This window comes from Clostridium frigoris (genome assembly GCF_018861865.1).
GTDB lineage: Bacteria > Bacillota > Clostridia > Clostridiales > Clostridiaceae > Clostridium_AD > Clostridium_AD frigoris.
Genome location: NZ_JAHLDV010000074.1, coordinates 1 through 11,481, shown reverse-complemented (window position 1 = coordinate 11,481; position 11,481 = coordinate 1). Strand labels below are relative to the sequence as shown.

The 11,481-nt window shown below is 28.4% G+C and carries 10 protein-coding genes and 1 pseudogene; 7 read left to right on the top strand and 4 right to left on the bottom strand.

The features are described 5' to 3' along the window. Positions 1-133: 133 nt before the first annotated feature. A pseudogene (locus tag KPL37_RS17855) lies at positions 134-1,001 on the top strand (ABC transporter ATP-binding protein). Continuing rightward, the gene (locus tag KPL37_RS17850; protein ID WP_216151442.1) at positions 994-1,626 is read left to right on the top strand and encodes an ABC-2 transporter permease; all 633 of its coding nucleotides are present in this window, start codon (positions 994-996) and stop codon (positions 1,624-1,626) included. The pseudogene KPL37_RS17855 and the gene KPL37_RS17850 overlap by 8 nt, the downstream one beginning before the upstream one ends. 170 nt (positions 1,627-1,796) lie before the next feature. On the opposite strand, the gene KPL37_RS17845 is transcribed toward KPL37_RS17850, so the two are convergent. Beyond that, on the bottom strand, positions 1,797-1,961 hold the full coding sequence (locus KPL37_RS17845; RefSeq protein ID WP_216151441.1) for a hypothetical protein: 165 nt from the start codon (positions 1,959-1,961) through the stop codon (positions 1,797-1,799). 548 nt (positions 1,962-2,509) lie between these two features. On the opposite strand from KPL37_RS17845, the gene KPL37_RS17840 reads away from it, so the two are divergent. After that, positions 2,510-2,716 carry a hypothetical protein gene (locus KPL37_RS17840; protein WP_216151440.1) on the top strand — a complete coding sequence of 69 codons (207 nt, stop codon included), beginning with the start codon at positions 2,510-2,512 and terminating at the stop codon, positions 2,714-2,716. Between the two features lie 188 nt (positions 2,717-2,904). Here the strand turns inward: KPL37_RS17840 and KPL37_RS17835 are convergent, their stop codons facing one another. Beyond that, positions 2,905-3,087, bottom strand: a complete 183-nt coding sequence (locus KPL37_RS17835) for a hypothetical protein (protein WP_216151439.1) — start codon at positions 3,085-3,087, stop codon at positions 2,905-2,907. Positions 3,088-3,426: 339 nt separating this feature from the next. Between KPL37_RS17835 and KPL37_RS17830 the strand changes: the two genes are divergently transcribed. Beyond that, positions 3,427-5,496, top strand: a complete 2,070-nt coding sequence (locus KPL37_RS17830; RefSeq protein WP_216151438.1) for a penicillin-binding transpeptidase domain-containing protein — start codon at positions 3,427-3,429, stop codon at positions 5,494-5,496. 121 nt (positions 5,497-5,617) lie between these two features. Here the strand turns inward: KPL37_RS17830 and KPL37_RS17825 are convergent, their stop codons facing one another. After that, the gene (locus KPL37_RS17825; protein WP_216151437.1) at positions 5,618-7,297 is read right to left on the bottom strand and encodes a putative bifunctional diguanylate cyclase/phosphodiesterase; all 1,680 of its coding nucleotides are present in this window, start codon (positions 7,295-7,297) and stop codon (positions 5,618-5,620) included. 232 nt (positions 7,298-7,529) lie between these two features. Here KPL37_RS17825 and KPL37_RS17820 point away from each other — a divergent pair, with 232 nt between their 5' ends. Then, on the top strand, positions 7,530-8,201 hold the full coding sequence (locus tag KPL37_RS17820; protein ID WP_216151436.1) for a flagellar brake protein: 672 nt from the start codon (positions 7,530-7,532) through the stop codon (positions 8,199-8,201). 301 nt (positions 8,202-8,502) lie between these two features. Further along, on the top strand, positions 8,503-9,936 hold the full coding sequence (locus tag KPL37_RS17815) for a diguanylate cyclase domain-containing protein (protein WP_216151435.1): 1,434 nt from the start codon (positions 8,503-8,505) through the stop codon (positions 9,934-9,936). Between the two features lie 225 nt (positions 9,937-10,161). Here KPL37_RS17815 and KPL37_RS17810 read toward each other — a convergent pair whose 3' ends face one another. Further along, on the bottom strand, positions 10,162-10,452 hold the full coding sequence (locus tag KPL37_RS17810) for a hypothetical protein (protein WP_216151434.1): 291 nt from the start codon (positions 10,450-10,452) through the stop codon (positions 10,162-10,164). 366 nt (positions 10,453-10,818) lie between these two features. Between KPL37_RS17810 and KPL37_RS17805 the strand changes: the two genes are divergently transcribed. Then, positions 10,819-11,322, top strand: coding sequence for a nitroreductase family protein (locus tag KPL37_RS17805; RefSeq protein WP_216151433.1), 504 nt, complete (start codon positions 10,819-10,821; stop codon positions 11,320-11,322). Positions 11,323-11,481: the final 159 nt, after the last annotated feature.

Here is an 11,481-nt window from a genome sequence, read left to right as displayed (position 1 = left end):
AACAATTATACCAAATAGAGGGGGTCATTGTTTTTTGTGCTAAAAACAGCTACAATCCTTGCAATAGCAGGGTTTTAAATAAATAAAACAAAGATAGTGTTAACACTATCAGAAATCTTAAGGAGGACGTAAAATGAGCAGTGTATTAGAAGTTAGAAATCTAAACAAGTCTTATGATGATTTCTGTTTAAATGGATTAAACTTTAAGCTTGAAAAAGGATATGTAATGGGATTTATAGGACCAAACGGATCAGGAAAAAGTACCACAATAAAAGCAATTATGAATTTAATAAAAAAAAGATAGTGGAAGCATCAGTGTTTTTGGTATGGACAGCGTTAAAGACGAAAGGAAAATCAAAGAAAAAATAGGATTTGTTTATGATGAAAATATATTTTATGGCATGCTTACCATAAATGAAATGAAAAATATTATAGCAGGTTTTTATACAAAGTGGGATGAAAACAAATTTAAAGAGTATATTAAACATTTTGAATTAAATCCCAATAAGGTGATAGATAAACTTTCAAAGGGAATGAAAACAAAATTAGCCTTAGCATTAGCACTCTCCCATGGAGCTGAACTTATTGTTATGGATGAGCCTACTTCAGGACTTGATCCTGCTTTTAGAAGTGAACTTATGGATATCTTATATGATGTTATTCAGAATGAGGAGATGTCAATTTTTTTCTCTACACACATTACGGAAGATCTTGAAAAAATTGCAGATTATATAACTTTTATTAATAAAGGAAGTATGGTGTTTTCTAAGTCGAAGGAAGAAGTGCTACAAAAATACGCAATAGTGAAAGGTGCTTCTAAACTTTTAGACATAAATATACGAAAGGAATTTATAGGTATAAGGGAAACTTCTTCTGGGTTTGAAGGATTAACTGATAATAAAGACAAAGCAAGGATTTTATTTAATGAGAATTGTAAGATTGAAAAAGCATCACTAGAAGATATTATGGTTTATACAATCAGGGGTGATATTCATGTTTAATCTTATAATGAAAGACATTAGGATTCAAAGAAAGGATAAAACCGTATTTGTGTTTTTATTTTTTAACATATTAAACATATTTATATTTCAAAACAATTATGCACCCACTATATTGTTATGTTTTTTAAGTATATATCTACTGGTAGTTTATGCTAATGCTTATGATTTTAAATATAACAGTGAATTAATGATAAATAGTTTGCCTGTTAATAGAAAAATTGTGGTGACTGCAAAATATTTATCAGTATTTGTATTTCTTATCTGCGCTATATTAATAACACTTATCATGGGCAGTTTATTACATTTTATTGCTCCAACTTTAGTAAATAAAACCCTAGGTATAAATACTATTTTTATTGAGTTTTTCATCGTATGTGCTTATTTCTCTGCTTTTTTTCCGTTTTATTATAAACTCGGATACCTCAAATCAAGGTGGGTGAATTTTATAATTATGGTTGTAATGGGAAGTCTTATGTCTATCGCAAATGAAATATTAACGAATAGTACAATCTTGGGGGTTGATTTTGGATTACTCCAAAAAATTATACTCACAGTCATATCCATAATTTTTATAGTAGTCTCATTCTTTGCTTCAATTAAAATATATTTAAATAAAGAATTCTAATTGGTTTTATGACATTAATTAAATATCCATATAGAATAGTAATAAGGTATTGCTATATAACATACAAAATAGTAGGTTGTATGTTGTATGTAATTTAAGGGTGCTAAATTAATTATTATACATGAAATTAAAGTGTAAATTATTTGTGATGACTTATTTTGCACTATGTATTACTTTTGTTTCTTTAAATTTTTACGTATTCCATGTAAAATTAATATTAATTCAAGGATATCTTCAGTAAGATCATTTATATCTTCTATTGTGAACTCTGTGTCCTCAACTAAGCAGGTAAGCATTTTTATACTCTGTTTGTAGTCATCTCCATTTAATTTCATAATAGTACCTCCTTAGTTAGTTAATCAAAAACGGAATTATGCTAATGGATATTATGGCTCAGTCTTTACTGTGGTAACCTTATAAACATTTTTTTTATCAGGCTTTACAGCGATATATAAAACTTCATATTTTCCTGTAAATCCTTTAGCACCATGAACATCATACCATTCTCCATAACTCTTGACTAATGGGTTCTTAATATTATCTGTTGACTGATATTTGAGTCTTATACAGTTCGCAATAAAAGTCCCTTGATTATATTTTATATAATTATATATTGCTTTTTTTCAATTACGACTAATAATATATATTTAATTATACCATAATTAACATAATTTAAGTATATTTAAAATTGTTAAAAATTAGTAATAGCCTCAATCTGGATGTAACTCAATTATGGTACATTCACAATATTAATATAATCTAAATATATTAAATCTCACATTAGTTAGATATGAGGTTATCTGAGACTAAATATACGAAAAGCACATATTAATCCATAATAATTGCAGTCTATCATGGGAATCTTAATAAAGAGGTGGTTAACATGATTAAAAAGTTATTAGTTGTATTGTCTCTTTTCGTTATATTATTGCATTCAACATTTGTAAGTGAAGTATATATATTAATTCCTGAAAATGAACCACCTTGTTATCTAATTTTCGAAGATGAAAATAAATTATTAAGTTTACGATTTAACGGTGACATAGATAAATTATCAAAAATTTTGAATTTCAAACTAAATAAGAACTGATTGTATTTACAATTTTTCCAACTGAGTAATAGACTAAAAATGAAAGTAATCCAATTACACTTGTGTTACTTTCAGAATAGGAATATACACTTAAAGTAAGTACCCCATGTCTAATGATATGAGGTACTTGTGACGATATAAAAGAAAAATATAAAATTATGCTTAATATTATAATATGAGAAGGTTTTTTATAGTAAAAAATGAATTTTAAATTTTCTAAACCAAGAATTTGACTTCTTCTTTGTTAGTATTTTTAATAATTCTTTTTCCTTAATAGCAAATTCTTTTTCTGTTATGATTCTGTCATCTAATAACTCTTTATATTTCATAATCTCAGCTGTTACTCTTTGTTGGTTCCACTCTAATTCCAATAACATCACCTCGATTATATTGTACTATATTATAAATGATTTTGCAAACGTATGTTCGTATTTTTTTTATGCATCAAGGTAAACAATAAAACCAAATGTTTTATTTTTTACCTTGATCTTATTTAAATGCAATAGTTGGAGGTAATTTATATTATGTTATTATATAGTTATTATGGTAATACCCTCTAGGAGCGAAGTGGTGGAAGTTCACGAAGTAGTGCTAAAAATTGAAAATTATTAATATAAATAATATACATGCAGCCAAATAAAAAGACTTGAAAGAAAAGATTTTGAAAAAGGTTTGATATTGATTTAAATGAATAAAGGAGATGTGAAAGAATGTTAAAAAAGAATTTGAAAGTGATTCTGTTTGTAGCATTAGGCATTATTTTAATAGTAATAGTAGCATTTATGTATACTTTTTTTACAAAGGGAGCTAGTGCAACTACAACCTTTAATACATATAAAAACAATTGGGTAAAGAAAGACTATAAAAGTATGTACGACATGCTTTCGGTTAAAACTAAAGGCGAAGTAACGCAAAAACAATTTGTAGATAAATATACTGCTATTTATAAGGGTATAGAGGCAAAAAATATATCAATTAAAGTTGAGAATGAAGATCAAATCAAGGAAGGAAACAAAAAAAATGTAATCATACCATTTTCTATAGTTATGGATACTGTTGCAGGGAAAGTAACAACCCCAGGCTACCAGGCAAATATGGTAAAAGAAAAAGTTGATAATAAAAATCAGTGGACAATAAGTTGGGATGAGAAAATGATATTCCCTAGTATGAATTCAGGAGATACAGTTAAGGTAACTACGGACACTGCTAAGCGTGGAGAAATTACTGATAGGGACGGGAAATCACTTGCTAAGAATACAGATGATGAAATTGTTACTCTGGGCATAGAACCTATTAGATTCGTAAAAAGTAAGGATGCTAACATAGCACAAATGGCTAAAATACTTGATATTGACGCTTCGGTAATAGAAAATAAATTAAAAGGTAATGAAGATTCTAATCAATTTATACCAATTATTAATATATTGCGTAATGAAAAAGCAAAAATAAGTGGAGTTATGAAAATTGAGGGAGTATTGAAAATAATACCAAAAGGAAGAATATATCCAGGTGGAGAAGCATTTGGGTCACTTATAGGTTACATTAGACCTATAACTGCGCAGGAACTAGAAAAGAACTCTGGGAAGGGATATAGTTCTCATAGCATGATACGTCCAAAAGGTCTAGAACAGGTATATGAGAAACGACTTAAGGGTGAAGATGGAGTAACAATTTATATATCTAAGGTTAAGGATAAGAGCAAGGTTGTAATTCTTAAAAAAGAATCTAAACCTGGTGAAAATATAAAATTATCAGTAGATATTGAGCTTCAAAAGAAAATATATGCACAGATGAAAGGGGAACCAGGAGCTTCAACTGCTATAAATCCAAAAACAGGAGAGGTATTGGCTTTGGTAATTTCACCTTCATTTGCCTCAAATGCCTATACAACATATAAGTCTAATACTCAGCTAAAAGCATGGAAAGCTGCGAGTGAACCATTTAAAAATAGATTTAGCGCCGCATATTCTCCGGGATCCACATTTAAACTTATAACGGCATCTATTGGTTTAGATAATGGAAAAATAAAACCAAGTGACGCTATAAACATACAAGGAGATTCTTGGAGACTAGATAAATCATGGGGACCACATATGGTTAAGAGAGTTGACGGCACGGTAAGTCCCGTGGACTTAAAAAAGGCATTTGTATATTCAGATAACATATACTTTGCAAAGTCAGCAATTAGTATAGGAAAAGATGCATTTATAAGTGAAAGCAATAAATTTGGGATAGGTGAAAAGCTTCAAATAGGTTATCCTATTGCAAATTCACAAGTAGCAAATAATAACAAAATCAAAAATGACGAGTTACTTGCGGATACTGGTTATGGTCAAGGGGAAGTCCTTATGAGTCCACTTCAGATTGCATTATCTTATAGCGCAGTTGTTAACAACGGAAATATTATGTCACCAACTCTAGAGGCTATAAGCACAAAAATAGTGTCTAAGGTATGGAAAGCAAGTGTAATTTCACAAGATAATATAAAAATATTAAAAGATGACCTCACCGCAGTTATAGAGGATGTAAATGGTACAGCACATAATGTTAAAATTGATGGAATAGCTCTTGCAGGTAAAACGGGAACAGCGGAACTAAAAAAAGATGATAGTGATACAACTGCAGAAGAGAATGGATGGTTTGTATGTATGAACACAGAAAATCCTAAAATAGTAATATCAATGTTAATTGAAAATGTAAAAAATAAAGGTGAGAGTCATTACGTTACACCTATGGTAAAAGGAGTGATGGATTATTACTTAAAAAGAGTAACAAAATAGCTTTAAAAAGAGTTTTAGATGAAAATGAAAAAAAGTGCAGGTTTTAGGAAGTATTAGTTTTGTATCATTGCTATAAAATTTTGCAGAAGATATCAGAAAGTGATCTTCTGCATTTATTGTTTTAGGCCATTTTTTTTAATAATTCTTCTACCTCATGGGCTGGCATGGGCTTAAAATAATAGTAGCCTTGTATCTCGTCGCACATTTCTTGATTTAAAAAATCAAGTTGATTCTTTTTTTCAACGCCTTCTGTAATGACACCTAATCCCATGTTTTTAGCCAATATAATAATAGCTTTCGTAATTGCCTCATCTTTAGTGCTCGAACCAATACCCTTTATAAATGTCATAGGTATTTTAATTCTATCTACAGGCAATTGTTTTAAATAATTCAAAGACGAATATTCTGTCCCAAAATCATCAATTGCAATGTGAATACCAAGTTTTTTTAATATGTGTAAAGTTTTAATAATACTACTCTTACCCTTCATAAACGCACTTTCTGTAATTTCTAGTTCTAAGTACTGATAATCTAGGCCGGTTTCTTTTAATATTTCTTCCACGTCTTTAATAAGATTAGAATTTAGAAATTGTTTTGCCGAAAGGTTAACTCCAGTTTGAATACAAGGTAACCCCATATTCTGCCATGATTTAGTTTGCTTGCATGCAGTCCGGAGTACCCACTCTCCAATTGAAATAATCAAATTTGTTTGTTCAGCAATTGGAATAAATTCAATGGGAGATACCATGCCAAGTTCTGGGTGATTCCATCTTATTAATGCCTCTAATCCTACAATATCGTGTGAAGTACAGCTCAGTTGAGGCTGATAATATAGTTCAAACTCATTTCGTTCCAGTGCTCGGCATAAGCTATTGTACATTTCCATCATTTTATTGATTTTAGTTTTCATTATTGGATTGCAAATTACATATTGATTCTTGTCTTCAGACTTAGCATTATACATGGCAATATCTGCGTTTTTAATTAACTCTTCTGCATTTTCCCCATCTGTTGGATATAAAGAAACCCCCATACTAGTAGTAACACAATAATTTTGATTATTAAGTATAAAGAATTCATCGAAACATCTAAGAATTTTTTCTGCTACTTTATTAATGTAATCCATGTTTTGTACATTTTTAATTAATATAATGAATTCATCTCCACCAACTCTGGCAACAGTATCACATTTTTCCACGACGTTAATCAATCTTTTCGATACTTCTACTAATAATTGATCTCCTATGTCATGCCCCACGGTATCATTAATCATTTTGAAATCATCCAAATCTAAAAACATGATTGCAATCATGTTTTTCATACTATTTGACAAGAATATTGAATGGTTAGTTTGCTTAGATAAGAACAACCGGTTAGGCAATCCTGTTAAATAATCATGGTAAGCAAGATGCTTAATTTTTTCTTCAAAAAATAAAATTATTTTATTTTTTTCAACATCTTCTTGATATTGTTTATTAATATGATAATAACGATTGTTATTAATTTCATTCTTGATTACTTTATGGAAAACGTCAAAACATAAAAAAAACACAAATAAAAACAAACTATCAATCAACATATTTTTTATATCTTGGTGGAAAATCAGATCAATAACAAGAATTTTTGATATTGCACCTATAAGTAAAATTGAGAAAGAGATCATTATCATAAACCTATTTTCATATTTAATTCTTAACATTTCTTCATTTGAAGTATTCATTTTTCGAATAATATCTAAAACATTATAAATTTTCATTATATTCACCTCATAAAAATATTGAGTAGTGAAAAGTTTTTTCACACTACTTGTTGTAACAACTATTATCAAACACTTAAAAAATATTATATGACAGAATATTCATAACATAGTCAAAAGGTTCTAAATGTAATGAAAATATAATTTAATGGTCCAATGATTAGTATGTTGCATAGTCTAAAAGGAATATTATATATTTTGAAAACAGAAAACATATGAAGCATCCATATTTTAAGATGACTAATGGTTGTATCTAGTGTATAAAGAGGTGATTGTATTGGATATAGTAGGGATAAATGAAAATGATGTAGTAAAGCTTATCAACTCTAATAAATCATTGGTAAATGGTAAAGTTGTAAAGATATCTCATGATTATTTGGGTATCAAAATAAATAATAAACAAGATGCACATATAGAGTTAAAGAAAGGGGAATCTATTGAGTTAATTTTTATTTATAGTCATGAGGCTATGAGATGTAGTTCAGGTATTCTAGGTGTTCAAAAAAAGGGTAATGAACAATATATAATAATTAGTACGCCTGTACTAATATATAAAATTGAAAGAAGGAAATTCGAAAGAGTGTCTGTTATTTTGGAGGCAGAATATTCTCCACTTTATGATGATGAGGATTACAAGGAATTAAAGGATGTTGATACCAGATATTTTAGATTTTTCAGAAAAACTTACACTGTAAATATTAGTGCTGGAGGCGTGTGTATTGTTATTCCTAAAAGTGAACTAAATAGTAAGTTTGCTTTAGTTAATTTAACAATAAAAAATGAAACTATCACAATTCTATGTACGAATGTTAGAGTAACTGCTATGAATGATAACACTCATAATAAAGTTGATTATGAGTATAAAGATATAACTGAAAAACACAGACAATTAATTTTAGATTTTGTTGCACAAAAGTCTAAACAAGCTAATAAAGATAAAATTATTTAACTAAATACACTTTTTTATTTTATAATAGTTTTATCTGAAGTTGGTCAGTATAAAATGATGGAAAGAGCCATATACTTAGGAGCAAATTATTTTATTGATAAACCTTTTAATATGGAATCATTAGTTAAAAATAATACACATAACTGTTTTACCTAAAACATACCAATTTATTCAAAATTATGATAGAATGTAATCAATTAAGTTGTTATGTTTTTACACCAAAGTGGATTGATATGAGTATAAGAAAAAAATATTTATTTTACAGAAGTCAACAACAAACAATATTGGAGAGTGACTTATTATGGTACATATTGATAATCTATTGTCTCCAATTACAGCTTCAAAGGAATTCTTAGATAACAATAATGTTTATTTTAATATTATGACTGAATATTTAAAATTAATTTTAGAAACGAAACGAGTAAAAGCAAGTAAATGGCTTATGGATATAATGGAAAAAGGAATACCTATTAAAGACATATATGTTTATGTTTTTGAACCAGCTTTAAAAGAAATAGGACGTCTATTGCAGACAAACAAAATAACTGTAGCTCAGGAACACTATTTTACTGCGACTACACAATTTATAATGTCACAGCTATATTCAAAAATATTTGTATCCGATAAAAATGGTTTAAAATTTGTTGGGACTTGTGTGAGTGAAGAGCTACATGAAATTGGAATTAAAATGGTATCCGATATATTAGAATTAGATGGTTGGGATACGTATTATTTAGGAGTAGATGTTCAAAAAAAAGATTTAATAAGTTTTCTAATAGAACAGAAACCCCATGTCTTAGGAATAAGTGCAACAATGACGATAGGTCTGCAAAAGGTGATAGAAATCATTGAAGAAGTAAGATGTATTGAAGAACTCAAGGACATTAAAATACTTGTTGGTGGGTATATATTTAATATAGATAAAAAATTATGGAAAGAAGTGGGAGCGGACTTTTATGCACCGAATGCAATAGAAACTTCTAATTTATTAGCTAATAATTTTAAGGTTGGAAAAATAACTTCTTTTAATAATATTAATGATGTTTTATATATAAAAAAAGAATTATTGAAAATTGACAATGAGATAATGAATACATCGAAGTTGGGAATAAAAGAAGTAGTTAATGATAACTCGAATAAGTCTTTAATAAAAGAACAAGTGTTAGATGAAATGACTAAGTTAAATAATCAGCTAATAACAATGCAGAGGGAATTATCAAAGAAAAATATAGAGTCTAAAATATTAAATGATAAATTAAATCGCTTATCTATAACTGATCCATTAACTGGACTCTATAACCGCAGAGAGTTTTTTAATAAAATAAAGGTTGAAATTACAAGGGCTGAAAGAGGAAATTATAATTTAAGTCTCGTTTGTATCGATTTAAATAATTTTAAAAGAATAAATGATAATTATGGTCATGATGAAGGAGATAGAGTTTTAAAAGGATTTGCGAAGATAACCAAAACTTATTTAAGAAATAATATTGATTCAATATATAGATTTGGTGGGGACGAATTCATTATTATTCTCTTAGAGTGTAATGCTATCTCTGCAAAAAAAATTATTGAAAGATTAAATGATAAACTCAAATACATTCATGAAATACTTTCACTTTCTTATGGTATTGTTGAAATAATTTCTTATGAAAACATTGATATAAAAAAACTCTTAGTGGAAGTTGACAAAAAGATGTATAAAAATAAAAGAAACTTTAAAAACAATAAAATTTGATTAGAAATATTCAATTAATACTGGTACCGGAGAATTAAAAAACATCGCAAAAACAGTATACTTATGGAAAGTATCGGATGCTGTCTTACATAAAAAGATGATAGTGATACAACTGCAGAAGATATCAGAAAGAGATCTTCTGCATTTATTGTTTTAGGTGTTAATGTAAAAACAATGGTGGATGTAACTCCAAAGGAGATACTAGACAAGAATTTTGATAGGATATTATTTTAATTTGATAAATGATGTTATTTTATTATTATAAGACACTTTTGTACTTATACTATTCACATCTAGTTGTAACCTGTCAATTTTTTTATCAATAATCGTGATATGTTCAGTATTGCCTTTATATTCTTCTAGCATTAGTCCTATTTTTTTAACCTCATTTTCAAGTCTAGCAAGTCTATTATCAAGATTATTAAATTTATCATTATGACTTTTAACTTCTTTTTTAGTTTCTTGAACTTCAACATATATTTTTTCTAATAGGTGAAACATTTTATAATCATCCATAAATATAACCTCATTTTTATATTATATTATTCTAAATTGCTGTTTCACTTATTTTCTCATAAGTGGTTTTTAAAATCCTCAACTTTTTTCTTTTTTGAAACTCAAATTCATCCTCCTAAGTATATCAAATTTTTGCCTGAAATAATATATATTACTCAGGATAATTTTAGCGTTTTTGGAATTACACTAGCTTACTTAAAAGTGCGTACTATCTATATGCATACTATTGTATTATAATTGAGTGTGAATAGATAGTACGCACGAATTTGTATTATGAAAGGGAATTTAAGGAATATAGTTCTATAAAGATTCGTTTTTATACTTAAATAAAAGTCTTAGAAAAAATATTAAGGAGGAAGATTATAAATGGAATATTTAGATTTAGTTGAAAAAAGATATAGCGTAAGAGCATATAAGGATGAGGATGTAGAGGACGAAAAACTTAATAAAATACTTAAAGCGGCATTACTTGCTCCAACAGCGCATAACAAACAAGCTTTCAAAATAGTTGTAATTAATACTAAAAAACACCAGGATGAATTAAAAAAGATATACCCACGTCCGTATTTTACACAAGCTCCAATTGTACTTGGGATTTTCGCGATTACTAAGGAAAGTTGGATAAGAGAAGATGGTAAAAATTATAGTGATGTAGACGCAGCAATTGTAATGGATCATATTATAATGGAAGCCACAGATTTAGGACTTGGTACAAATTGGATTGCCAATTTTGATCCAATTGCGGCTAGTGAAATTATTGGTCTTGGAAAGGATTTTGAGCCGATTGCATTTACACCTATTGGTTATGCTGAGCCAAAAGATTTTAAAAAGATTAGAAAGACTTTAGAAGAAATAGTCGTATACCTATAAGACTGGCTAAGCAAATATTATTCCAACTTGAGGCTTTATAATATTAGGATTCAACATACGCACCACTTGTAGAAGTGGGCGATTGTAAACCGCAAAAGCGGTCCAGTTCTCATTGAACTAAGAACCGTAAGAAACAATATCCTTGTAACATAGAGCTTG

What these genes read in the sequence shown, in the direction of transcription:
- KPL37_RS17805 (WP_216151433.1), top strand. Translation starts at nt 10,819, where the DNA reads ATGGAATATTTAGATTTAGTTGAAAAAAGATATAGCGTAAGAGCATAT.
- KPL37_RS17840 (WP_216151440.1), top strand. Translation starts at nt 2,510, where the DNA reads ATGATTAAAAAGTTATTAGTTGTATTGTCTCTTTTCGTTATATTATTG.
- KPL37_RS17850 (WP_216151442.1), top strand. Translation starts at nt 994, where the DNA reads ATGTTTAATCTTATAATGAAAGACATTAGGATTCAAAGAAAGGATAAA.
- KPL37_RS17810 (WP_216151434.1), bottom strand. Translation starts at nt 10,452, where the DNA reads ATGGATGATTATAAAATGTTTCACCTATTAGAAAAAATATATGTTGAA.
- KPL37_RS17845 (WP_216151441.1), bottom strand. Translation starts at nt 1,961, where the DNA reads ATGAAATTAAATGGAGATGACTACAAACAGAGTATAAAAATGCTTACC.
- KPL37_RS17830 (WP_216151438.1), top strand. Translation starts at nt 3,427, where the DNA reads ATGTTAAAAAAGAATTTGAAAGTGATTCTGTTTGTAGCATTAGGCATT.
- KPL37_RS17815 (WP_216151435.1), top strand. Translation starts at nt 8,503, where the DNA reads ATGGTACATATTGATAATCTATTGTCTCCAATTACAGCTTCAAAGGAA.